This is a genomic window from Vreelandella jeotgali Hwa (assembly GCF_000334215.1).
Classification (GTDB): domain Bacteria; phylum Pseudomonadota; class Gammaproteobacteria; order Pseudomonadales; family Halomonadaceae; genus Vreelandella; species Vreelandella jeotgali.
The window spans coordinates 133508-156979 of the sequence record NZ_AMQY01000014.1 but is presented as its reverse complement, the minus strand read 5'-3'; the positions used below and the strand labels follow the sequence as shown (position 1 = coordinate 156979).

19 protein-coding genes are annotated in these 23472 nt (G+C 62.6%); 8 read left to right on the top strand and 11 right to left on the bottom strand.

Annotation, left to right across the window (positions count from 1 at the left end; genetic code table 11):
* The first annotated feature begins 57 nt into the window (after window positions 1-57).
* The gene (locus C793_RS0106750; protein ID WP_017430182.1) at window positions 58-1356 is read left to right on the top strand and encodes a dicarboxylate/amino acid:cation symporter; all 1299 of its coding nucleotides are present in this window, start codon (window positions 58-60) and stop codon (window positions 1354-1356) included.
* Window positions 1357-1370: 14 nt separating this feature from the next.
* On the opposite strand, the gene C793_RS0106745 is transcribed toward C793_RS0106750, so the two are convergent.
* The gene (locus C793_RS0106745; protein WP_017430181.1) at window positions 1371-2597 is read right to left on the bottom strand and encodes a methyltransferase; all 1227 of its coding nucleotides are present in this window, start codon (window positions 2595-2597) and stop codon (window positions 1371-1373) included.
* On the bottom strand, window positions 2572-2919 hold the full coding sequence (locus tag C793_RS0106740) for a TM2 domain-containing protein (RefSeq protein WP_017430180.1): 348 nt from the start codon (window positions 2917-2919) through the stop codon (window positions 2572-2574). Before C793_RS0106740 ends, C793_RS0106745 begins: the two co-directional genes overlap by 26 nt.
* A gap of 222 nt (window positions 2920-3141) precedes the next feature.
* Here C793_RS0106740 and C793_RS0106735 point away from each other — a divergent pair, with 222 nt between their 5' ends.
* Window positions 3142-4461: a hypothetical protein gene (locus C793_RS0106735; RefSeq protein WP_017430179.1), complete on the top strand. Its 1320-nt coding sequence runs from the start codon at window positions 3142-3144 to the stop codon at window positions 4459-4461.
* Between the two features lie 30 nt (window positions 4462-4491).
* On the opposite strand, the gene C793_RS0106730 is transcribed toward C793_RS0106735, so the two are convergent.
* Entirely contained in the window at window positions 4492-5007 is a 516-nt protein-coding gene (locus C793_RS0106730) for a zinc ribbon-containing protein (RefSeq protein WP_017430178.1), read from the bottom strand.
* 178 nt (window positions 5008-5185) lie between these two features.
* Between C793_RS0106730 and leuS the strand changes: the two genes are divergently transcribed.
* The 5 genes from leuS (at window position 5186) to C793_RS14295 (ending at window position 11148) form a co-directional block, all read left to right on the top strand.
* The gene (gene leuS / locus C793_RS0106725; RefSeq protein ID WP_017430177.1) at window positions 5186-7783 is read left to right on the top strand and encodes a leucine--tRNA ligase; all 2598 of its coding nucleotides are present in this window, start codon (window positions 5186-5188) and stop codon (window positions 7781-7783) included.
* The gene (locus C793_RS0106720) at window positions 7780-8322 is read left to right on the top strand and encodes an LPS-assembly lipoprotein LptE (RefSeq protein ID WP_017430176.1); all 543 of its coding nucleotides are present in this window, start codon (window positions 7780-7782) and stop codon (window positions 8320-8322) included. The genes leuS and C793_RS0106720 overlap by 4 nt, the downstream gene beginning before the upstream one ends.
* A complete protein-coding gene (holA, locus tag C793_RS0106715) occupies window positions 8319-9377 on the top strand; it encodes a DNA polymerase III subunit delta (protein ID WP_017430175.1) in 1059 nt (352 codons plus the stop codon). The genes C793_RS0106720 and holA overlap by 4 nt, the downstream gene beginning before the upstream one ends.
* A gap of 207 nt (window positions 9378-9584) precedes the next feature.
* On the top strand, window positions 9585-9971 hold the full coding sequence (locus C793_RS0106710) for a PA2779 family protein (protein WP_017430174.1): 387 nt from the start codon (window positions 9585-9587) through the stop codon (window positions 9969-9971).
* 70 nt (window positions 9972-10041) lie between these two features.
* On the top strand, window positions 10042-11148 hold the full coding sequence (locus C793_RS14295; RefSeq protein WP_245550199.1) for a PA2778 family cysteine peptidase: 1107 nt from the start codon (window positions 10042-10044) through the stop codon (window positions 11146-11148).
* 173 nt (window positions 11149-11321) lie between these two features.
* Here the strand turns inward: C793_RS14295 and nqrM are convergent, their stop codons facing one another.
* From nqrM to C793_RS0106665, 8 genes are all read right to left on the bottom strand, one after another.
* Entirely contained in the window at window positions 11322-11579 is a 258-nt protein-coding gene (gene nqrM / locus C793_RS0106700; protein WP_017430172.1) for a (Na+)-NQR maturation NqrM, read from the bottom strand.
* A 278-nt stretch (window positions 11580-11857) separates the two neighbouring features.
* A complete protein-coding gene (gene nqrF / locus C793_RS0106695; RefSeq protein ID WP_017430171.1) occupies window positions 11858-13090 on the bottom strand; it encodes an NADH:ubiquinone reductase (Na(+)-transporting) subunit F in 1233 nt (410 codons plus the stop codon).
* Between the two features lie 71 nt (window positions 13091-13161).
* Window positions 13162-13779, bottom strand: a complete 618-nt coding sequence (gene nqrE, locus C793_RS0106690; protein WP_017430170.1) for an NADH:ubiquinone reductase (Na(+)-transporting) subunit E — start codon at window positions 13777-13779, stop codon at window positions 13162-13164.
* 1 nt (window position 13780) lies between these two features.
* On the bottom strand, window positions 13781-14449 hold the full coding sequence (locus C793_RS0106685) for an NADH:ubiquinone reductase (Na(+)-transporting) subunit D (protein ID WP_017430169.1): 669 nt from the start codon (window positions 14447-14449) through the stop codon (window positions 13781-13783).
* Window positions 14450-14451: 2 nt separating this feature from the next.
* Window positions 14452-15261, bottom strand: coding sequence for a Na(+)-translocating NADH-quinone reductase subunit C (locus C793_RS0106680; protein ID WP_017430168.1), 810 nt, complete (start codon window positions 15259-15261; stop codon window positions 14452-14454).
* Window positions 15261-16487: an NADH:ubiquinone reductase (Na(+)-transporting) subunit B gene (locus tag C793_RS0106675; protein WP_017430167.1), complete on the bottom strand. Its 1227-nt coding sequence runs from the start codon at window positions 16485-16487 to the stop codon at window positions 15261-15263. Before C793_RS0106675 ends, C793_RS0106680 begins: the two co-directional genes overlap by 1 nt.
* The gene (locus C793_RS0106670; protein ID WP_017430166.1) at window positions 16487-17848 is read right to left on the bottom strand and encodes a Na(+)-translocating NADH-quinone reductase subunit A; all 1362 of its coding nucleotides are present in this window, start codon (window positions 17846-17848) and stop codon (window positions 16487-16489) included. Before C793_RS0106670 ends, C793_RS0106675 begins: the two co-directional genes overlap by 1 nt.
* A gap of 270 nt (window positions 17849-18118) precedes the next feature.
* Window positions 18119-19588, bottom strand: coding sequence for a glyceraldehyde-3-phosphate dehydrogenase (locus C793_RS0106665; protein WP_017430165.1), 1470 nt, complete (start codon window positions 19586-19588; stop codon window positions 18119-18121).
* Between the two features lie 302 nt (window positions 19589-19890).
* Between C793_RS0106665 and mfd the strand changes: the two genes are divergently transcribed.
* Entirely contained in the window at window positions 19891-23340 is a 3450-nt protein-coding gene (gene mfd, locus C793_RS0106655; RefSeq protein ID WP_017430163.1) for a transcription-repair coupling factor, read from the top strand.
* Window positions 23341-23472 lie beyond the last annotated feature (132 nt).

Here is a 23472-nt window from a genome sequence, read left to right as displayed (position 1 = left end):
GCATCCGAGCGCCAACGACCCGCATCGCCGACTTTTGACCAACCGGGAAGATACGCCATGACGTTTTCAACGCTCTCCCCCTGGAAAACCTACCGCGACACGCCGCTGGTGCTGAAAATGGCGACGGGCTTTTTGCTGGGCATTGCCGCCGCGCTGGTTTTTCGCGAACAGGCCACCCTGGTAAAACCCCTGGGCACGCTGCTGATCCATCTATTGAGCCTGATTGCCATCCCGGTGATTTTCCTCACCGTGGTGCTGGCCGTGAGCCGGATGAACCTGCCCCAGCTGGGCAAAATGGGCGGCAAGCTGCTGCTCTACTACCTGACCACCACCGCCATCGCCGTGCTTATCGGCGTATCGCTGGCACTTTTCTTCAGCCCCGGCGACGGCCTGTCGCTGCCCGACACCTCGGTGGAAAAGCCCGATATTCCCCACTTTTCCGACATTCTGCTGCAGGTCGTGCCGCGCAACCTCTTTGCCGCCTTCACCTCAGGCGAGCTGATGGCGATCCTGTTTATCGCCATCATCAGCGGCATGGCGGTGTCGACCATGCGGTTTTCCGACGATGCCAACCGGCGCGACCAGGGCGCGCTGGTCGAGCGCTTCTTTGCCGCCATGAACGAGATGTTCTACCGCATTCTTAACGGCATTTTGCTGTATGCGCCCATCGGCGTGTTTGCCATCAGCGCCTCGACGTTTGGCAACCAGGGGCTGGAAACGCTGAAATCGCTGCTGTATTTCACCGGCGTGTTCTACCTTGGGCTGGCCATTCTCTGGGGGCTGGTTTACACCAGCTTTCTCGCCCTGTCGAAACACTCGGTCGTCGCCTTTTTCAAAAACATTCGTGAGGCGTTCACCACGGCGTTTTTCACCTCCAGCAGCATCGCCACACTGCCGATTGCGATCAAGGCGGCGCGAAAAGCCGGCGTCTCGGACAAAACCGCCAACTTTACCCTGCCGCTGGGCGCCATCTTCAATTCCGACGGCGGCGCGCTGCGCATGGGCGTCTCGCTGGTATTTGCCGCCAATATCACCGGGCTCGACCTGTCCTTTTCCAGCTTTGTGGTGATCGTGGTCATCGGAACATTGCTCTCGGTGGGTACCGCCGGGGTGCCCGCCGCCGGGCTGGTGACGCTCTCTGCCGTGCTGGGCATGTTCGGTCTGCCACTGGAAGTCGTGGCGCTGATTGCCGGCGTCGATGCGCTGATCGGCATGGGCGGCACCGCCTTGAACGTCACCGGCGATATCGTCGGCGCCGCGGTAGTGGATGACGAAAAGGACGAGGAACAATCGGCTGCACGCCACCATCGGGCAGGTAAACAGGAGGCCGCCGGCCCTCAGCTGCTTTCCGACTAGCTTGCTCGCGGGCTCTAATGCCTCGGTGCGGCGTGCAGCACGGCGTTGCGCGGCGTCAGTTCACGCCGGCAGAAGGTGCTCAGGCTGGCATCCAGGCCGGCTTCACGCAGAAACATCAGCCGGTCGAGCAGCAGCCAGACTTCCAGCGGCCGGCGGAACAGATGGCGGACAAGTTCCAGGCGTTTGACGTCCTCAAATCTTGCCCGACCGGCGGCTTCCCAGTCGCGTCGGGCAAGCGCTTCGGGCGGCAGCGACATACCTTTTTGCCCGGCGGCCCAGCGGCAGAATCCGGCGAAGTCGCCGGGCATTTTACCGTAGGCCAGGCTGGGCACCGGCAGGTATTCATCCAGGCCGCGCACGTCGCGCTGCAGCAGATCAAACCCCAGCCGCCAGGCGTTGGCGCGCTCGCGCTGGCGGGTCACTGCCGGCGCTGCGGTGACGGTTTCCTGCACGGCCAGTGCCAGGTCATCGCGTTCCAGCACCAGCCCGCTGTCGGCGGCCCAGCGCTGCCCCTGGCGCGACAAGGGCCGATAGCGCTCGGCCGCCGTGCGCTGGTAACAACAGGGGGCCAGCGTCACCGCCAGCCCCTTTTGCGCCGCCAGACGCAGCAGCGCAAGGTGCAGATCTCCGCAGGCGTGTAGCGCTACCACCTGGTCGCCGGCGCGCAGGCGCTGCCCGGCATCGTCCCCCATGACGTCCTGTGCCTTCAGCGCAACCGTCGCGCCCTGCTTTGCGGCCAGCCGCTGCCCCTGATCGCAAAGCCCGGGGTGCCATTCAAGGCCGGCTACTTCGCGCCCCCGGAGCCGACTCAGCGTGCGCGCCAGATGCCCCTTGCCCGCGCACCACTCCACCAGCGGCCGGGGCGTATCCGGCACGCAGCGCGCAAACGCCTGAATCTGGCGCCATTTGCGCCCGCCGATATGATCCCCCCAGGTATTGGGCAGCGCCGGGGCGTTGCCGGGATATTCCGGCAGCCGGGAAAGCTCGCGCAGCTCGGCCACCGGCAGCCAGGGCGCCAGCGCTTCCGCCGCCAGAGGGTCGGTTTCCACTCGTGCGGTGCTGGCCTCGTCAAGGCCGGTGAGCATGGCGTGGAGCGCCGGGTATGCCGCCGCCCAGGGCAGGCAGCGGTGCTGAAACGGCAGCGGCTGCCACAGCGACCGGTACTCGGCGAGAAGGTGGGTCAGGCGGCGAAAGCGCTGGGCCGGGTCGGTGGCGTCAGCGATGGCCGTATTTTCGCGCAAACTGCATATCGCTCATGACCAGCAGCAGGATAAAGTCGATGAAAGCCACAATGGCCGGAATGAAGGTCCAGCAAAACACCAGGTACAAAAAGCCCAGCCCGACCTGGCCAAGATAGAAGCGGTGGATACCAAAGCCGCCCAGGAAAAAGGCCAGCAGCGCGGCGGCAATGCGGCTCTTGCCGTTGGACGCTTCGTGACTGAAGCCCATTTGCCTGACGCCACACTCGGGGCAGATTTCCGCCTGCTGCCTGATGGCGGCGCCGCATTCGTGACAGAACTTTTGATCAGGCTGTTTGCTACGGTTGTCGGTTACGTCATTCATGATTCTTGCTGCCCCTCTATCCTGACAGGTCGGCGCCCGTCGGGCGCTGCATTCCCTTAAAACGACCCGGCACGTCAATGCGGCCGGGCCCTGAACCGGCGGCTATTAAACCAGATCCGCAACCGCATCAAAAGGCCGAACAAAGGCTCTGCCACGTCTGCGGCCCTGGCTTTTCGGCGACGTTGCCGTTAGCCTGCTGCCGATCTTTTCAGGACGATAACCATGCACGAAAGCACTCCTCGTCAGCGCATCGCGGGCGCCTTGATCTTCCTCGCGCTGCTGGTGCAAATAGCCGGCTTCACCGGCCTGGGCGACACCTCAAGGGCGGTCAGCTACGGGCTCTGGCTGGCCGTGGCACTGCTCTGGCGCGATATCCCCCGGCGTTCCCGCCTGCAGGCGGCGGCGCTGATTATTCTGGGGGTTGCCATGCTGCTGGTGGCGCGGCTGGGCTACGGCGTGCCCATCAGCTGGCCGGATATTCTACGCCGCAACGCCTTTGTCGTGGCCATGCTGGTGGGGGTGAGTTTCATCGCGCTGATCGGTACCGGGGGCAACCGGCCCACGCCGGGAGAGCGCGTTACCGGCACCGGAGGCGTGCTGCGCAGCTGGGCGGGGGTGCATTTTCTCGGCACCATTCTCAATCTCTCGGCGGTTTTCATGGTCGGCGACCGGCTTTCCCGGCGCGAGCCGCTGTCCATGCCCCAGCTGATTGCCTTGAACCGTGGGCTTTCCAGCGCGGCGCTGTGGTCACCGTTTTTCGCCTCGATGGGGGTGGTGATTGCGCTGGTGCCCGACATGCAATACGGCTATGTGGCGCTAGCGGGCTTTCCGCTGGCCATGTGCGCCGGGCTGATCAGCACCCTTGAGCTGCGCCGCCGCTTTGACCTGAGCGAGGTTGAAGGCTTTTCCCTGGCGCCGCGCAGCCTGCTGATGCCGCTGGGCATGGCCGTACTCGTCATGCTGTTTCATTTCCGCCTGACGCCGGCGCTGTCCATTGTGAGTATTATCACCTTCCTGCTGCCGTCGGTGGCGCTGGCCGCCAACCTGCCCCGAGGGCCGCGCTATACGCTGTACCGGGTTTATCAGCACAGCATGACGCGGCTACCCGCCATGCGCGGGGAAATCTCGCTGTTTCTGGCGGCCGGGCTCTTTACCCTCGGGCTTTCCACCCTGGTCGACGCCGTCACCCGCGACGAGTGGACGCTGTTCGCCCATTTCGGCCTGCCCCAGGCCATGACGAGCTTTGTGGTCATTGTCCTTAGCTCGATTATCGGCCTGCATCCGATTATCGGGGTATCCACCCTGGCGTCGATCCTCTCGCTGGACGGCAGCGCCCAGACGCTGTTTGCCTTTGTGGCACTGGCCGCCTGGGGAGTGGGGACCGCCGTCGGGCCGCTTTCCGGCATCAACCTGTCGCTGCAGGGGCGCTACGGGATCAGCAGCTATCGGATGATGAAGCACAACCTGGGCTACGCCGCCGTAATGAGCGTGCTGGCGCTGGTGGCCATGAGCGCATTGGCGACCCGGCTGGGCCAGGCCTGAGCGCCAGCCCGGCCTGGCCCAACGTCGACCTCAGGCCTTGCGGGCGGCCGTCAGACGTACGAAATAGCGGTTGCCGCACTGGTGGCAGGGCTCCAGCAGCTGCACCTGGTCCAGCACCACTTCGGCATCGCAGTGGGTACAGGCCATTTTACCCGGCGCGGCCATTTCGCCTTCGCAGTAATCGGCACGTGCCGCTTCCAGATCCTCGTCAAAGCGCTCGCGCTCGACCACGCTGCGATCGGCGATCGACAGCAGCGACTCGCTCACCCGGCGGGACAGCCGAGCCAGATCAATGCCCAACCACTCCGCGACCTGGCGGCCGGATTCGCTCAAGTAGCCGCGCATGTCCTTGAGGTCTCGCTCGACCCAGGCACGCAGCAGCGCCAGCTCGTCCCGGGTGTACTCGGCGAGCTCATCCTCGAACTCGACGGCGTCGTCCAGATCTTTCTGCAAGTTATCCCAGGTCAGCTCCTGCGCGCCGTTTTTCACGCGTTCCAGCAGGCGCTCATAGCCTTCGCGCAGACGACTCTCGTTATGCTTTTCCATGACGCTCTCCTTTTTCATACAAGTGCGGGCGATTCAGGTGCTCACCGTATCAAGTGCTTGCCGTTCAAGGTTACACCTTCATAGGATACAATCGAGACAATGCTTTAACATTCGACGTTTACCATTCACTCTCGGCCCGGTTCCGCCGGGCGAGCACCCCAAGGCCCTGAATAAACCGATGGACGCACAATACCGCCCCAGCGAAATCGAACGCGACGCCCAGCAGTACTGGCAACAGAATCAGTGTTTCAAGGCCGTGGAAGACGCCAGCCGCGAAAAATTCTACTGCCTGTCGATGTTCCCCTACCCCAGCGGCAAGCTGCACATGGGGCACGTGCGCAACTACACCATCGGCGATGTGGTATCGCGGTTCCAGCGTATGCAGGGCAAAAACGTCATGCAGCCCATGGGCTGGGACGCCTTTGGCATGCCGGCGGAAAACGCCGCGATTCAAAATCGGGTGCCGCCGGCCAAGTGGACCTTTGATAACATCGACTACATGCGCCGCCAGCTCAAGGCGCTGGGCTTTGCCTACGACTGGGACCGCGAGTTTGCCACCTGCGACAGCGACTACTACCGCTGGGAGCAGTGGTTTTTCACCCAGCTGGTGGAAAACGGCATGGTCTACAAGAAGATGTCCACGGTGAACTGGGACCCGGTCGATCAGACGGTACTGGCCAACGAGCAGGTGATCGACGGCCGCGGCTGGCGCTCGGGTGCGCCGGTCGAGCGCCGCGATATTCCGCTGTGGTTTTTGAAAATTACCGACTACGCCGACGAGCTGCTGGCCGACCTGGACAAGGTCGAATGGCCCGAGCAGGTCAAGACCATGCAGCGCAACTGGATCGGCAAGTCGCGCGGGGTCGAGCTGACCTTTGACATCAACGCCGCCAACGGCGACGAGTGCGAGCCGCTGGCGGTGTACACCACCCGCCCGGATACGCTGATGGGCGTGACCTACGTCGCCGTGGCCGCCGACCACCCGCTGGCCAAAAGCGCCGCCGAGCACAGCCCCGAGCTGGCCGCCTTCCGCGATGAGTGCGCCAAAGGCGGCACCACCGAAGCGGAAATGGCCACAAAAACCAAGAAAGGCATGGCAACGGGGCATAACGCCATTCATCCGCTTACCGGCCAAAGCGTGCCGGTTTACGCGGCCAACTTTGTGCTCATGGAGTTCGGCACCGGCGCGGTCATGGCCGTCCCCGCCCACGACCAGCGCGACTGGGAGTTTGCCAGCGAATACGGCCTGCCCATCACGCCGGTGATTGCCGACGCCGACGGCAACACGCCGGATCTCAGCGAAGGCGCCTACATCGAGCACGGCACCCTGATCAACTCCAACGAGTTTGACGGGTTGGACTTCGACGCGGCCTTTGACGCCATCGCCCGTGCGCTCGCCGACCAGGGCCGCGGCGAGGTCAGGACCAACTACCGCCTGCGCGACTGGGGCATCGCCCGCCAGCGCTACTGGGGCGCGCCGATTCCGGTGAAGTACGGCCCGGAAGGCCAGACCGTGCCGCTCACCGACGACGAGCTGCCGGTGAAACTGCCCATGGAGGTCACCGTTGACGCCTCGGGCTCGCCGCTGAAGAAAATGCCCGAGTTTTCCGACTTGGGCGACGGCTGGACCCGGGAAACCGACACCTTCGATACCTTCATGGAATCGGCCTGGTACTACGCGCGCTTCTGCTGCGCCGACAATCCCGACGCCATGCTCGACGAGCGCGCCAACTACTGGCTGCCGGTGGACCTCTACATCGGCGGTATCGAACACGCCATTCTGCACCTGCTCTATGCGCGCTTCTTCCACAAGCTGATGCGCGACGCCGGCCTGGTGGACTCCGACGAGCCCTTCCAGCAGCTGCTCACCCAGGGCATGGTCATCGCCGAAACCTACTACCGCCCCACCGAAAACGGCGGCAAGGAGTGGTTCAACCCTGCGGAAGTCGAGGTCAAACGCGACGACAAGGGCCGCGCGGTCAGCGCGGTACTCGCAAGCGACGGCCAGCCGGTGGAAGCCGGCGGCATCGAGAAGATGTCCAAGTCGAAGAACAACGGCGTCGACCCGCAGTCGATGATCGATCGCTTTGGCGCCGACACCGTGCGTCTGTTCATGATGTTTGCCGCTCCGCCCGAGCAGTCGCTCGAATGGTCGGACGCCGGCGTGGAAGGCGCGCATCGCTTCGTCAAGCGCCTCTGGCGTCAGGTGCACGAGCACGTCACCGCCGGCACGCCGGCCGCACTGGCCGACGCGGCGCTGACCGACGCCCACAAGGAGCTGCGGCGCAAGACCCACGAAACCATCAAGAAGGCCAGCGACGATATCGGCCGGCGCACAACCTTCAACACCGCCATCGCCGCGGTGATGGAGCTGTCCAACAGCCTGGGGCGCTTTACCCACGACACCGACGCCGCCGATGCGGATAGCCTCGCCGTGGCCCGGGAGGCGATCGAAACCTGCGTCCTGCTGCTGGCGCCGATCACGCCGCACCTCTGCCACGCGCTGTGGCAGCAGCTGGGTCACGACAAGCCGGCGATTGACGCCGCCTGGCCGACGCTCGACGAAGAGGCACTGGCCCGCGACAGCATCGAGCTGGTGGTTCAGGTCAACGGCAAGCTGCGCGCACGCCTTCAGGCGCCGGCAGACGCCGACAAGGAAGCGGTCGAAGCGTTGGCCATGGCCGATGAAAACGTCAAACGCCATACCGACGGCAAAACCGTACGCAAGGTCATCGTGGTGCCCGGCAAGCTGGTCAACATCGTGGTGAGCGGATGAGCACCGAACGCTCCCGAACAGCCCCCCGGCTTCAGCGTCGTACCTTTTTGCGCCACGCGGCACTTGGCGCGGCGTTGATCCCGCTGGCGGGTACGCTGCTGAGCGGCTGTGGCTTCCATCTGCGCGGGCGTGACGGCCTGCCCGACCTGCCTGCGCTGGCTCTCGAAGGCGATACGCAAAGCGCGCTGGGGCAGGCGCTGGCACAGCGTCTCGAACGGCGTAGCGGCGGCATCAGAGAAGATGCCGCCTGGCAACTGACGCTCGGCGGCGTACGCGTGCATAACCGGCGCCTGGGCGGCAACGGGCGCGGAAGCCGCGAGCATGAATTTACCCTTGAGGCCGACGTCTCGGTGCAGCAGCGCAGCACCGGCGCCTACCTGTGGAACCGTGAAGCCTTCAGCGAGACGCTCAGGCGACGCATCAACAACGACGACTCGCTGAACCGCGACGTGCTGGTCAAGGAATCCCGTCAGCAGCTGGGCGAACGGTTGGCGGGCCGCATTATGGAGCGGCTGGGCAGCATCGAGGCGCTTCAGTGAAGGTCTTTGCCGATAAACTTCCCGGGGCGCTGGCCAAACAGCTCCCTCCCGCCGTCATCGTCGCCGGCGACGAACCGCTGCAGCACCGCGATGCCTGCGATGCGGTACGCGCAGCCGCGCGGGAAGCCGGCGTGGAAGAACGCGAAGTCATCGACGTGGAACCCAACTTTGCCTGGGGGCAGCTGCTGGAAGTAGCGGGCAATCTGTCGCTTTTTGCTACGCGCAAGCTGATCGAAGTGCGTCTGGGGCGGCATAAACTGGGTCAGGAAGGCGCCAGGGTCCTCGCCCAGTACGCCGAGCAGATGGCACAGAGCGATGACGTCCTGCTGGTCAGCATGGGCAAGCTGGACGCCCGCCAGCAGAAAAGCGCCTGGTTCAAGGCGTTGGATAAACAGGGCCTTTTTGTACCGGTATGGCCGGTGGACGTTTCCCGACTGGGATTCTGGCTTCGCGACCGGGCACAGCTCCATGGTTTGCAGATAGAAGCGGATGCGTCGCGTCTGCTGGGCGAGCGCACCGAAGGTAACCTGCTGGCCGCCGATCAGGAGCTGCAAAAGCTGGCCCTGGTGCTACCGCCCAATGCCCGGGTAACCATGACGCATATTACCGGAGGCGTGGAAGACAGCACGCGCTTCGATATCTTCAATCTCACGGATGCCTGCCTGAAGGGGGAAACCAGCCGCACCTCACGAATTGTCCAGGGGCTGAAGAGCGAAGGCATCGAAGCCCCGCTGGTGCTCTGGGCGCTGGGGCGTGAAATGCGCACCCTGCTGTCTCTGCATCAGCACCTGGAGCAGGGGCAAAGCTTTGAACACGCCTGCAAGGCGCAAAAACCCATGATCTTCGATCGCCGCCGCCCGGCCTACCAGAGCGCTATCCAGCGCCTGCCCATGCGCCGTCTGCACAAACTGTTGCTGATGGCGCAGCGGCTGGACTTATCGGTCAAGGGCGCCTCGCCGGTGCCGCTGTGGCAAGGCCTGCATGACCTGGCGCTCACCCTGGCCGGCGGGCGCGGGCCGCTGGCCGAAACGGCCTGGACCTATCGCGTGCACTGACCGCTTCCCGGCCAGTTACTTTCTGCAACAATCATGGCGGTTTGCTGCACTCGCCGACCTTAAATACCCCGCTGCTTCTGTTTATACTCAACTCCATACGTGCCGTTGTGCGTGCTTGTTCAATACCGCTACTTAGGCTCGCTCAACGCCGCACGAGAAAAACGAACCTCACCAGGCCAACACCTCCAACAAAGGGGACACCGGATCATGCTTCATCTACGCCGTCACGTTGCGATTCTACTGATCGCCGTTTTCACCCTCGGCAGCCTGCACGCTGCGGCCGCCCAGACCGCCGGTCTGGTCAGCACAGAGTCCGCGCTCCAGGCCGATACCGCGAGCAGCGATCGCCAACGCATCAACGACGTACTGGCCCGCGCCGACGTCCAGGATCAACTGCTTGCCCAGGGCGTCAGCGTGGACCAGGTCAAGGACCGCGTGGCCGCGCTCAGCGATGCCGAGGCCCGGCAAATGGCCGACCGGCTCGATGCCATGCCCGCCGGCTCCGGCGTGGTGGGCGCGCTGTTTGCCGTTTTCGTGATTCTGCTGGTTACCGATATTCTGGGACTGACCAGTGTCTTTCCGTTTACCCGTTAAACCCCGCCGGCTTTCACGCCTTCCGGAAAACGCCCGCCCTGCGGGCGTTTTGCTGTGGCTGGCATGCCTGATGATCCTGCTGGGAGGCTGCGCCGGCAGCCCCGCGCTACAGCAGGCCACCTACCGGCTGCCACAGCATGTCGAACTCGAGAACGTCCCCTTTTATCCGCAGGAAAAGTATCAGTGCGGCCCGGCCGCTCTGGCCACGGCGCTCAACTACTCTCCTGCCGACTTACCAGCCGATACCCATCGCCCCGGCTCATTCGCTGCCGGCGTTCTCGAAGCTGATACTGTCAAAGCTGGTGCTTTCAAAGCCGACAATCTCAAAACCGGCAATCTTGAAGTCGACCGCCCCAGCGCGGACAGTTCCAGGGCAGACAGTCCCGGGGCAGATAGTCCCGGGGCAGATAGTCCCGGGGCCGACACCGCGACACCCGCGGGCAGCGTGCGCGACACGGATATTACCGCGCAAAGCCTGGTATCCGAGGTATTCCTCCCGGGGCGCGAGGGCAGCGTCCAGCCCGAAATGCTGGCGACGGCACGGCGTCATCAACGCATTGCCTATCCCATACGCCCTACTTTCGATGCGCTGCTGGGCCATGTGGCTGCGGGTGATCCGGTTATTGTCATGCAGAACCTGTCGCTGCCCGCCTGGCCGATGTGGCATTACGCGGTTGTGATCGGCTATGACCTGCCGGACGAAACGCTCATCATGCGCAGCGGCGAGATTCGCCGGCATACGCTATCCTTCGGCCGTTTTGATGCTACCTGGCAGCGTAGCCAGCGCTGGGGGCTGGTACTGGCCGAGCCGGGGCGGATTCCCGACGGCGTCACCGCCAGGCGCGCCGTGGATGCCATCAGCAGCTATGAGTCGCTGCATGGCAGCGGGGCGGCGCTTTCCAGCTGGCGGGCACTCACCCGAGCCCAGCCGCGCAACGCCATGGCCTATTTTGGCCTGGGCAACGCCAGCTTCCACCAGGAGCAACCGCAAAATGCCATTCAGGCCTTTCGCCGCGCCGTTGGCATCGATGAGGAACTGGGTGTTGCCTGGCTGAACCTGGGGCTGGTTTACCGGCAACAGGACAAAACGGCTCGGGCACGGCGAGCGCTGGAAAAAGCGGCCGCGCTGCCCGGCGACTGGCAGGCAAAAGCACGGAGCGCGCTGGATAGCCTCTGACCCATCCCGCCAGGCCCCGGGCCGGCGCGACGCAGCCGGTGACCGTGAAAACGTGAACTTTGAAAACATGGGCCATAAAAAAACACCCCAAAGGTTGAATGATGTCCAACTTTCGGGGTGCAGTTCACTCGCGATGCGGGATTTTTGCAATAAAGCCGACGCCCGGCGCCGGTTTACCGCGCGATGTTGTAGCCCAGGTCCGCGCCGCGATTGGCATCGTCCTGTCGGCGGGCGCTGATGCCCTGACGCTTGCGATTTTCCTCTTCGCAAACGTCATCCTTGCCGCCACAAATATCGCAGCCTTCCTTGAGCCCCAGCTGATTCAGGCCGCCGCAGGAACCGGCGATGGGCTTGCGCCCCATCAGCACACCGATTGCCATCGCCGCCATTACCAACAGCATGAAACCCAGGGCAAGTAGCCAGATTGTCATTACTCATGTCCTCCTGATACGGGTGTCGTCCGCCATCACTATCGGGCAGACGCCGCGCCATCGGCCTGTTCGGCCCGGCCGGGGCAGTAGACGCCTTGACCACGACGCTGTCCGTTAAAGCCATTATCCCCGCCGTCGGGAGGAAAAACAAATACCCGTCAGCACGGTCGCGAATAACAAAAAAACGGGGTCAGCCCTGTCGGCCGACCCCGTTCTGCACTGGCTTTTCTCTAACGTTCTTGCCTCTGACGTCTCCAGGACGCGAGGCCGAGCATCAACTAGCCGCCAAAGTCGTCCAGCATGATGTTTTCCGGCTCGACACCGAGATCCAGCAGCAGCTTGACTGTCGAGGCGTTCATCATCGGCGGGCCGCACATATAGTACTCGCAGTCTTCCGGCGCCGGATGATCCTTGAGGTACTTTTCGTACAGCACGTTATGAATGAAGCCGGTCGGCCCTTCCCAGTTGTCTTCGTCCTGGGGATCGGACAGCGCCAGATGCCATTCAAAGTTGTCGTGATCCTTTTCCAGCTGGTCGTACTCTTCGTTATAGAAGGTCTCGCGCCAGGAACGCGCGCCGTACCAGAAGCTCATCTTGCGCTTGGTATCCAGACGCTTGAGCTGGTCGAAGATATGGCTGCGCATGGGTGCCATGCCGGCACCACCGCCGATAAAGATCATCTCCGCATCGGTGTCCTTGGCAAAGAACTCGCCGAACGGCCCCATCACCGTGACCTTGTCGCCGGGTTTCAGGCTGAAGGCATAGGTCGACATCAGGCCCGGCGGATGGTTGGTGCCCGGCGGCGGCGTGGCAATCCGGATGTTGAACTTGAGAATGCCGGTCTCTTCCGGATAGTTGGCCATGGAGTAGGCGCGGATAATCTCTTCGTTGCTCTTGTGCGCGATATTGAAGAGATTGAACTTCTCCCAGTCGCCCTTGTAGTCCTCGTCGATATCAAAGTCGGAGAATTTGATGTCGTAGGGCGGCGCCACCAGCTGCACATAGCCGCCGGCGCGAAAGGCCACGTCTTCGCCTTCGGGAAGCTTGAGGTTGAGCTCCTTGATGAAGGTGGCAACGTTGTGGTTTGCGGTCACCTCACATTCCCACTTCTTGACCCCGAAGACTTCCTCGGGCACTTCGATCTTCATGTCCTGCTTCACCGGTACCTGACAGGACAGGCGCCAGCCCTGCTTCTTCTCGCGCATGGTGAAGTGCGATTCCTCAGTCGGCAGAATCGAGCCGCCGCCTTCTTCCACACGACACTTGCACTGGGCGCAGGAGCCGCCGCCGCCGCAGGCGGAGGACAGAAAGATGCCGTTGGCGGCCAGGGTATTCAACAGCTTGCCGCCGGCCTGGGTGCTTAGCTTGTGCTCGGGATCGTCGTTGACCTCGATGGTCACGTCGCCGCTGCTCACGAGTCTGCTGCGGGCTGCCAGGATGACCATTGTCAGGCTGATGACAATGATCGTGAACATGACAACACCGAGCAGGATGATGGATGTATCAACCATGTCGGTTTCCTATTGCTGGTGATTATGCCGGCTTCCGCGACGCCCGCGAGCGCCGCGGAAAAACCGCTCGATTACAGCTGAATGCCCGAGAAAGACATGAAGCCAAGCGACATCAGGCCAACCGTGAGGAAGGTGATACCCAACCCCTGAAGACCGGCCGGCACGTCGCTGTACTTGAGCTTTTCCCGGATACCGGCCAGAGCGGCAATCGCCAGCGCCCAGCCCAAACCGGCGCCAAAGCCGTACACCACGGATTCACCGAAGTTGTAGTGGCGCTCGACCATGAACAGCACGCCACCAAGGATGGCGCAGTTCACGGTAATCAACGGAAGGAACACGCCCAGGGTGTTGTATAGCGCGGGCACGTATTTATCCAGGAACATCTCCATGATCTGCACCAACGCCGCGATGACACCGATGTAGCTGAGAAGCCCCAGAAACGACAGGTCGATGTTTTCGGCACCGGAAATACCCGTCCAGGTCAGTGCGCCTTCCTGCAGCAGGTAGGTATACACCAGGTTATTGATCGGCACGGTGACCGATAGCACAACGATGACGGCAACGCCCAGACCCAGCGCCGATGAGACCTTCTTGGAAACGGCCAGGAAGGTACACATGCCCAGAAAGAACGCCAGCGCCATGTTTTCGACGAAAACCGCCTTCGCCAAAAGGCTCAGATAATGTTCCATGCTATACGGCCTCCTTCGGCTGGGTGTTGTCCTTCATCTGAAATTCGTTCTCTTCCACCTGGTCGGGGTTGATGGAACGCATTACCCAGATCAGCAGGCCGATGACAAAGAACGCCGACGGCGGCAGCAGCAGCAGGCCGTTGCCCACGTACCAGCCACCGTCCTGCACGGTTTGCAGGATGGTAATACCGAAAACGCTACCCGACCCGAGCAGCTCGCGGACAAAGCCGACAACCATCAGCACAAAGCCGTAGCCCAGACCGTTGCCCACGCCGTCGAGGAACGACAGCCCCGGCGAGTTGGACATCGCAAAGCCTTCAGCGCGACCCATGACGATGCAGTTGGTGATGATCAGGCCGACAAAGACCGACAGCTGCTTGGAGATTTCGTAGGCGTAGGCCTTGAGAATCTGATCCACCACGATCACCAGCGAGGCGATGATGGTCATCTGCACGATGATCCGGATCGACGAGGGAATATGGTTGCGAATCAGCGAAACGAAAAAGCTGGACAGCGAGGTGACGAAGATAACGGCCACCGTCATGACCAGCGAGACGCTCATGCTGGTAGTCACCGCCAGCGCCGAGCAAATCCCCAGGATTTGCAGGGCGATGGGGTTATTCTGAAATATCGGCGTCGTCAGGACGCTTTTGGGAGTGACGTCTGCCATGATTAGGCTCCTTCGGATTCAAGCGTGCCGTCGGCGTCTTGCGCGTCATCCGGGCTGGTTCCGCTGCGGAACCGGGCCAGATACTCGCCAAAACCTTCCGGGCTCAACCAGAATTGAAGCATGTTGGTCACGCCGTTACTGGTCAGCGTGGCACCGGAAAGTGCATCGACCTCGTTGTCACCGCTGGCACTCTTGGACAGATGAATCGCGGGAGACAGGTCGCCCTTCTCATCGTAGATCTTCTTGCCTTCCCAGAGCGCCTGCCAGCGCGGATTGTTGACCTCGGCGCCCAGGCCCGGCGTTTCACTCAGCTCATAGTAGGTAATGCTCTGGAGAGTGTTACCGTCGCCCTTCACCGAGAGGAAGCCGCGCATCAGGCCCCAGAGGCCCTGGCCGCGCAGCGGCAGTACGATCTGGTCGGGATCGTCGGGGTCGCCCACCAGATATACCGTCGTATAGTTCTCGACCCGCGACAGCCCGGCAATATCTTCCGGTCCGGAAAGCGTACGGCCGGTCGCCGGATCGCTCGCTGCCTCGAAGTGATTGAAGGTATCGGGATCAAACTCGTCGGTATATTCGCCGGTACGCATATCGACGACGCGAGCCTGCATCTTGTTGTTGAAGACCTTTTCCACGTCGGTGCCCTCGCTGTAGAGGTTGGCCACGTTGAGGATATTGGTCTTGCGATCCAGCTCCTGGTTGAGCTGCTGCTGCGGGCGCAGGGCTACCGCCGCCGTGGATACGATCACGGAGCAGACGATACACAGCGCAAACGCCACGATCAGCGTCTTTTTGATCGAATTGTTACCCATCAGGCAGTCTCCTCGGCCGGCACGCCCACGCGCTTGATACGGCGCTTGACGTTGGCCTGGACAAAGAAGTGATCAATCAGCGGCGCAAAGAGGTTGGCAAACAGGATCGCCAACATGATGCCCTCGGGGAATGCCGGGTTGACCACACGAATCAGCACGGTCATGAAGCCGATCAGTATGCCGAACAGCAGGCGCCCCGGATTGGTCATGGATGCCGATACCGGATCGGTGGCCATGAACACGGTACCAAAGGCGAAGCCGCCCACGACCAGGTGCCAGTACCAGGGCATGGCGAACATGGCGTTACTGTCGGAACCGATCAGGTTGAACAGCGTACTGGTGGCGATCATGCCCAGACACACGCCCAGCATGATGCGCCAGGAAGCGATGCCGGTCCAGAGCAGGACCACCGCGCCGATCAGAATGGCAAAGGTCGATACCTCGCCCACCGAGCCGGGGATAAAGCCCCAGAACGCATCCCACCAGCTAAAGGAGGAAGCCACCTGGTCCATGCCATTCTGAAACGCCATGGACAGCGCCGTAGCACCGGTATAGCCATCGGCTGCGACCCAGATGGAGTCACCGGAAATCTGCGCCGGATAGGCAAAATACAGGAAGGCACGGCCGGTCAGCGCCGGGTTGAGGAAGTTCTTGCCGGTGCCGCCGAAAACCTCCTTGCCGATCACCACGCCGAAGGTAATCCCCAGCGCCACCTGCCAGAGCGGAATCGTCGCCGGCAGGATCAGCGCGTAGAGCACCGAGGTCACAAAAAAGCCCTCGTTGACCTCGTGGCCGCGCTTGATGGCAAACAGCACTTCCCAGAAACCGCCGATGACGAAGGTCACCAGATAAATCGGCAGGAAGTAGGTGGCGCCCAGAACGAAGTTGGCCCAGAGGCTGTCGGCGTTGTGCCCGGATGCCAGCACCATCATCAGCGCTTCGCGCCAGCCGTCCATGGACGCATAGCCGGCTTCGATGGCGGTATTGGCCTGCCAGCCGGCATTCCACATGCCGAAAAACATCGCCGGGAAGGTACACAGCCAGACGGTGATCATCATGCGCTTGAGATCGATACCGTCGCGGACGTGGGCCGTGGTCTTGGTAACGTCGGGCGGGGTGTAGAAAATGGTGTCTACCGCCTCGAACAGCGGATAGAACTTCTCGTACTTGCCGCCCTTGTGAAAATGCGGCTCGATACGCTCGAGGGTTTGTCGAATACCCATCATCAGGCCTCTTTCTCGATCAGGGTAAGATTGTCACGCAGGATGGGGCCGTACTCGTACTTGCCGGGGCAGACGTACGTGCACAGTGCCAGATCTTCTTCATCCAGCTCCAGACATCCAAGCTGCATGGCAACCTCAATGTCCCCCACGATCAGCGAACGCAGCAGCTGCGTCGGCATGATATCCAGCGGCATTATCTTTTCATACGCCCCTACCGGGACCATGGCGCGCTCGGAGCCGTTGGTCGAGGTCGTCGGCGCATAGTTGAACAGCCCCTTGACTTTGGACAGGTAGATCCCGAGGACGGAGTGGCGATCGCTGCCCGGGGATAGCCAGCCCATGAAGCTGCGCTTGTTGCCCTCTTCGATCAGGCTGAACTGGTTATCAAAACGGCCGGCATAGCTCAGGCTGCCTTCGGCGGCAAAGCCGGAAAAGACCGAGCCGGAAATCACCCGGGTGTCATCGGGCTTGATGATTTCATCGGCGAGCAGTTCGTCGGTACAGGCACCCACCCGCGTGCGCAAAAGCCGGGGTGACTCGGCACGCGGCCCGGCCACGGCCATGACGCGACTGACATCGAGCTTACCCTGTACAAACAGCTTGCCCACGGCGATCACGTCCTGATAGCCGATGTGCCAGACCTGCTTGTGCAGGGCAACGGGCGACAGGTGATGAATATGTGTCCCCACCAGGCCGGCCGGGTGCGGCCCGCCAAAGGCTTCTGCCTGCACGCCGTCGATATCGCTGCCGGGAATGGACGCTCCCTGGCCGGTACAGAGGTAAACCCGGCCCTGGGTCAGGCGGGACAATACCTTCAGGCCGTCCTCGAAGGCTTCGGGCGCCTCATTGACCACGGTCGCCGGGTCCGGGCTCAGCGGATGGGTATCCACGGCGGTCACGAAAATATCGGCCGGCTGGCTGTCGATAGCCGGGGTGCGCGAGTAGGGGCGCGTCCGCAGCGCCGTCCACAGGCCCGACTCCACCAGCTGATCAACAACGGTCTGACGCTCCAGACCACCGAGAGTATTGCGCTCGTGCGCCGTGAAGGACACGGCCTCCTCGCCCGCTTCAGCGCTCTCGTCGACCTTGATCACGACAGACAGCAAGCGACGCTTTTCGCCACGGTTGATGGCGACAACCTCACCGGCAGCAGGCGCGGTGAAGCGAACCCCCGCGATTTTCTTGTCGGTGAAGAGCAATTGGCCCAGTTTGACCTTCTCCCCTGTCTGTACTTCCATCGTCGGTTTCATGCCGACATAGTCAGTACCCAGGATCGCCACGTGACGCACCGGCTGCGCATCGTCGATACGCCGCTCGGGTGCCCCCGTGATGGGAAGATCCAGGCCTTTTTTGACTTCGATCATAGTCTCGCCCAGTTGATGGATCGGATATACGAAGATAAGGGGTTCGAAAGGAATCGACTTCTTGTTATCCGTTTGGAATGTTGACCAGTCCGGCTCAAGCAGTGCCCGAACCACCCCGAAAATCAACCACATTATAAAGATAAGCGCGCCCAATGGCCAGATCAGGACAGCCGACCAAAGGCGATACAGGCCCGATGCGCCCGCTTGTCAATGCGGCAACCAGCATGCAAAACGCCACCCGAAGGTGGCGTTTTGATCCGCTTGCGGCGATCAGGTCAGTTTGTCTTCGTGGGGCAGCTTGAGGAAGTTGACGTGAGACATTTCCTGCAGCAGGCGAATGACCTGACAGCTGTAGCCGAACTCGTTGTCGTACCAGAGGTAGACCACGGCGTGGTGATCGCTGGCGATGGTGGCCTTGGCGTCGACGATACCCGCCTTGCGATTGCCCACAAAGTCCGACGACACCACCTCGGCCGAATCCACGTAGTCAATCTGCTTCTGGTAAGCCGAGTGAATCGACATCTCGCGCAGGTAGTCATTGAGTGACTGGGCGTCGGTGTCGTTTTCCAGCGTCAGGTTGAGAATCGCCATGGACACGTTGGGGGTGGGAACGCGAATGGCATTGCCGGTCAGCTTGCCTTCCAGCTCGGGCAGCGCCTTGGCCACCGCCTTGGCCGCGCCGGTTTCGGTCAGCACCATGTTCAGCGCCGCGCTGCGGCCGCGACGATCGCCCTTGTGGTAGTTGTCGATCAGGTTCTGATCGTTGGTATAGGCGTGAACGGTTTCGACGTGGCCGGTCCTGACCCGATACCGATCGTTGATGACCTTGAGCACCGGCACGATGGCGTTGGTAGTGCAGGACGCCGCCGAGAGGATGCGGTCGTCTGCCTGGATGTCATCGTGGTTGATGCCGTAGACGATATTCTTGATATTGCCCTTGCCCGGCGCCGTGAGGATGGCCCGGGAGGCGCCCGGGCACTCCAGATGCTGCCCCAGGCCGTCTTCGTCACGCCAGATGCCGGTGTTGTCGACGACCACGGCGTGGTTGATACCGTAGTCGGTATAGTCGATATCGCCGGGAGAGTCGGCGTAGATCATCTGGATGACGTTGCCGTTGACAATCAACGTGCGCGCCTCGGTATCCACGTCGATACTGCCCTCGAAAGGGCCGTGTACGGAATCGCGGCGCAGCAGGCTGGCACGCTTCTGCAGGTCTTTGGCCACGTCACCGCGGCCCCGCACGACGATCGCCCGCAGGCGCAGCAGGTTGCCGCCGCCGGCTTTCTCGATCATCACCCGCGCCAGCAGGCGGCCGATGCGGCCAAAGCCGTAGAGCACCACGTCCTGAGGCTCGCCGGTGCTGGAACCGGGCTGGTAGGCATCGACGATATCGTGCAGCTCCCGACGCAGGAAAGCCTCGACATCACCGCCGCCCTGGTGCTTGAAGAGTACCGCGAGCTTGCCCACATCGACGTGCGCCGACCCCAGGTTGAGCTCGCTCATCGCCTTGACGATCGGGTAGGTATCGGCAACCGACAGCTCGGTCCCCTCGATTTTGCGCACAAACCGATGATCTTTCAGAATGCGGATGACCGATTGCTTGATCAGCGAGCGGCCGAACATGGTGGCCACAACGTTGTTTTGGCGGTACAGACGCCCGACCAGCGGAATCATCTGCTCGGCCAGGGCCTCGTTGCCCTGCCATTCCTGAAAAACGTTTTCATGCGTCGGCTGACTCACGTGCGACCTCTCTGGGTAATAAAGGAAGGGATTGGTAGCGCGCATTATCCCGACCTGAAACCCGCATCGCAATCACTGGATGGTCGCAGCCACTGTAAAGGGGCTACACGCCTCCGGCCCGGCGCCCTGACCCACCATCGCGGCCCGTGCCGTACAGGTTTCGTGCAACCCGGCCCGGCTGATGATGTACAATCCCGCGTTTCCTTCATATTGTTTATGCGCAACATTGCTTACGCTCAACATCGTTTACGCACATTTTCGCTCAACCCCGTTTACGCTCAACCCTGCTTCCATGACTGACTATGCCGACTTTTTCACTGCTTGATCCACCCACGCCCCGGGGCAGCCGCGATACGCTTTTCTGGACGTCACCCCCCGGCAGCGCAGCGGCGCTGGCGCTGGCCCGAGCGGCCCGGCAGGCACCGCTGCTGGTGATTACGCCCGACACGGCCAGCGCTCAGCGCCTGGAGCAAACGCTGGCCTTCTACAGCGACGTGCCGGTACTGCCGTTTCCCGACTGGGAAACACTGCCCTACGACAGTTTTTCTCCGCATCAGGATATCGTTTCGGCCCGGCTGCGCACGCTGCGCCGGCTTCAAGGCGGGATTCACGGCATCGTTCTGGTGCCGGTCAATACGCTGATGCAGCGCCTGCCGCCGGTGGACTACATTGCCGGGCGCGTTCTCACCCTCACCGCCGGCGATACCCTGGACCGCGAGCAGCTGCGTGAGTCGCTGACCCGCGCGGGCTATCGCGCGGTGGAAACCGTCTACGAGCCCGGCGAGTACGCCATCCGCGGCGCGCTGATCGACCTCTACGCCATGGGCATGGAGCAGCCCGTGCGTATTGACCTCTTCGACGACGAAATCGACACCCTGCGCTATTTCGACCCCGGTTCCCAGCGCTCCAGCGAAAAGGTCGAGCGCGTGGAGCTGCTGCCCGCCCACGAGTATTCGCTGTCGCGCAGCGCCATTGCCTGCTTCCGCGAACAGTTCGAGACGCTGTTCGATGTCGATCCGCGTCAATGTCCGCTGTACAACGACGCGCTCAAGGCCATTCCGTCACCGGGGCTGGAACAGTATCTGCCGCTGTTCTTCGAAGACACCGCCTCGCTTTTCGATCACCTGACCGAGAGCACCCACGTCGCCTTGCTGCCCGGGGTATTCGACGCCGCCGAGCAGCACTGGAACGCGATTGTCGAACGCCATACCAATCTGGGCGTGGACCCCACGCGCCCACTGCTGCCGCCGCACCGAGCCTTCTGGCCGGTCAGCGACATCTTTGCCGCCATCAACCGGCGTCCGCGCATCGAGCTGACCGACGACACGCAACACCGCCATGCTCGAACTCCCGATGCCCTGCAGCCGCCGGACGTGGCCATCAACGCCCGCCGGCAAACACCGCTGGCGGCGCTGTCACATTTTATCGACACCCATCCCGACACCCGAATCCTGTTTGTGGCCGAATCCCGGGGCCGGCGCGAAGCGCTTGAAGATCTGCTCGCGCCGCTGTCGCTGACGCTGCCCCACGTCGACGGCTTTGCCGCTTTTCTCGACGGCAGCGAGCACTTTGCCCTGACCGAGGGGCAGGTCGACGCCGGCCTCTGGCTGGAAAATCCCGACATTGCGGTGATGACGGAAACCGAGCTGTTCGGCGAGGTGGTCCGTCAGAGCCGGCGTCAGGCCCGGGCGACCGACGACAACGAATTCGCCGTGCGCCATCTGTCCGAGCTCAAGCCCGGCGCGCCGGTGGTGCACCAGGCCCACGGCGTGGGGCGCTATCGCGGACTGGAAGCGCTGGATGCCGGCGGCCAGGCGAGCGAATTCCTCTCGCTGGAATACGCCGGTGGCGCCAAACTCTATGTGCCGGTGGACAACCTGCACCTGATTTCGCGCTACAGCGGCGCCGACGACGACCTCGCGCCGCTGCACAAGCTGGGATCCGAGCAGTGGGAAAAAGCCCGTAAAAAAGCGGCCGAAAAAGTCCGCGATACCGCCGCCGAGCTGCTGGATATCTATGCCCGCCGGGAAGCCCGACAGGGCGTGATTCACGATGCGCCGGGGGATGACTACCAGCGCTTTGCGGCCAGCTTCCCGTTCGAGGAAACGCCCGACCAGAAAGCCGCCATCGACGCCGTGGTCGACGACCTCACCGCCCCCCAGCCGATGGACCGTGTAGTCTGCGGCGACGTCGGCTTCGGCAAGACCGAGGTCGCCATGCGCGCGGCGTTCCTCGCGGTGCAGTCGGGGCGTCAGGTCGTTGTGCTGGTACCCACTACCCTGCTGGCCCGCCAGCATTTTGAAAACTTCCGCGACCGCTTTGCGGATACCGCCGTCAACGTCAGCCTGCTGTCCCGCGCGACGGGCGGCAAGGGAGCCACCGAGGCACTCAACCGGGTCAAGAACGGCCAGACCGATATCGTCATCGGTACCCACAAGCTGCTGTCGAAAAGCGTCGAGCTGCCGCAGATGGGGCTGCTGGTCATCGACGAGGAGCACCGCTTCGGCGTCGCACAAAAGGAAAAGCTCAAGACGCTGCGCGCCGAAATCGACATCCTGACGCTCACCGCCACGCCCATCCCGCGCACGCTCAACATGGCCATGAGCGGTATTCGCGACCTGTCGATCATTGCCACCCCGCCGGCGCGCCGGCTCTCGGTCAAGACGTTCGTGCAGCAGCGCGCCGACGGCACCATCAAGGAGGCTCTGCTGCGTGAAATCCTGCGCGGCGGCCAGGTCTATGTGCTGCACAACGAAGTCAAGACCATCGACAACGCCGCCGAGAAAATCCGCGAGCTGGTGCCCGATGCCCGGGTGGCCGTTGCCCACGGCCAGCTGCCCGAGCGCAGCCTGGAGCGGATCATGTCGGACTTCTACCATCGGCGTTTCAACGTCCTGGTGTGCTCGACCATCATCGAAACCGGCATCGACGTTCCCAGCGCAAATACCATCCTGATCGAACGCGCCGACAAGTTCGGCCTGGCCCAGCTGCACCAGCTGCGCGGACGCGTGGGGCGTAGCCACCACCAGGCGTATGCCTACCTGCTGACGCCGCCGCCCAAGTCCATGACCCGGGATGCGCTCAAGCGCCTGGAAGCGATCAGCACGTCGGATGACCTTGGCGCCGGCTTTACCCTGGCGAGCCATGACATGGAAATCCGCGGCGCCGGGGAGCTATTGGGCGATGAACAGAGCGGTCAGATGGAAACCATCGGCTATACGCTGTACATGGAAATGCTCGACCGGGCGGTCAAGGCCATCCGTGCCGGCAAGACGCCCAACCTGGACGCGCCCTTCGACAGCGGCGTGGAAATCAGCCTGAACCTGCCGGCGCTGATTCCCCAGGACTATGTGCACGATGTTCAGCAGCGACTGGTGATCTACAAGCGCATCGCCAACACCACCGACAATCACGAACTCCGGGAGCTACAGGTCGAGCTGATCGACCGCTTCGGGCTTCTGCCCACGCCGCTCAAGCACCTGATACGTCAGACCCGACTGCGCCAGCGCGCCGAACAGCTGGGAATCCAGCGGCTGGAAGCCGGAGAAACGCGCGGGCGCATCCTCTTTGCCGGCGATACCCGGGTTGACCCCATGACGCTGGTCAACCTGATTCAGGGCGCGCCCGATACCTACCAGCTGGACGGCTCGGACACCCTGCGCTTCAACCTGCCCATGGAAAGCGCCGATGCCCGCTTTGAGCAGCTGGAAGCCCTGCTGAACACCCTCAACCACCAGGCCTCTGCCGCCTGATTCCATCGCCGGGCCGGCGGCGGCCCGGCCCAACAGCCGGACAGCAAAAAACCCTGCCGAAGCAGGGTTTTTTGCGCTGTTCGATAGCCACCACATGGCACCGGGACGTAGTGTCAGGCGCCATGCGGCTTC

Excerpts from the sequence above, each read along its gene's own strand:
- nqrF (WP_017430171.1), bottom strand. The coding sequence starts at position 13,090 with ATGGTTGATACATCCATCATCCTGCTCGGTGTTGTCATGTTCACGATC.
- nqrE (WP_017430170.1), bottom strand. The coding sequence starts at position 13,779 with ATGGAACATTATCTGAGCCTTTTGGCGAAGGCGGTTTTCGTCGAAAAC.
- C793_RS0106735 (WP_017430179.1), top strand. The coding sequence starts at position 3,142 with ATGCACGAAAGCACTCCTCGTCAGCGCATCGCGGGCGCCTTGATCTTC.
- C793_RS0106720 (WP_017430176.1), top strand. The coding sequence starts at position 7,780 with ATGAGCACCGAACGCTCCCGAACAGCCCCCCGGCTTCAGCGTCGTACC.
- C793_RS0106730 (WP_017430178.1), bottom strand. The coding sequence starts at position 5,007 with ATGGAAAAGCATAACGAGAGTCGTCTGCGCGAAGGCTATGAGCGCCTG.
- C793_RS0106710 (WP_017430174.1), top strand. The coding sequence starts at position 9,585 with ATGCTTCATCTACGCCGTCACGTTGCGATTCTACTGATCGCCGTTTTC.
- leuS (WP_017430177.1), top strand. The coding sequence starts at position 5,186 with ATGGACGCACAATACCGCCCCAGCGAAATCGAACGCGACGCCCAGCAG.
- mfd (WP_017430163.1), top strand. The coding sequence starts at position 19,891 with ATGCCGACTTTTTCACTGCTTGATCCACCCACGCCCCGGGGCAGCCGC.
- C793_RS0106685 (WP_017430169.1), bottom strand. The coding sequence starts at position 14,449 with ATGGCAGACGTCACTCCCAAAAGCGTCCTGACGACGCCGATATTTCAG.
- C793_RS0106680 (WP_017430168.1), bottom strand. The coding sequence starts at position 15,261 with ATGGGTAACAATTCGATCAAAAAGACGCTGATCGTGGCGTTTGCGCTG.
- C793_RS0106675 (WP_017430167.1), bottom strand. The coding sequence starts at position 16,487 with ATGATGGGTATTCGACAAACCCTCGAGCGTATCGAGCCGCATTTTCAC.
- C793_RS14295 (WP_245550199.1), top strand. The coding sequence starts at position 10,042 with ATGATCCTGCTGGGAGGCTGCGCCGGCAGCCCCGCGCTACAGCAGGCC.
- C793_RS0106670 (WP_017430166.1), bottom strand. The coding sequence starts at position 17,848 with ATGATCGAAGTCAAAAAAGGCCTGGATCTTCCCATCACGGGGGCACCC.
- C793_RS0106750 (WP_017430182.1), top strand. The coding sequence starts at position 58 with ATGACGTTTTCAACGCTCTCCCCCTGGAAAACCTACCGCGACACGCCG.
- C793_RS0106740 (WP_017430180.1), bottom strand. The coding sequence starts at position 2,919 with ATGAATGACGTAACCGACAACCGTAGCAAACAGCCTGATCAAAAGTTC.
- nqrM (WP_017430172.1), bottom strand. The coding sequence starts at position 11,579 with ATGACAATCTGGCTACTTGCCCTGGGTTTCATGCTGTTGGTAATGGCG.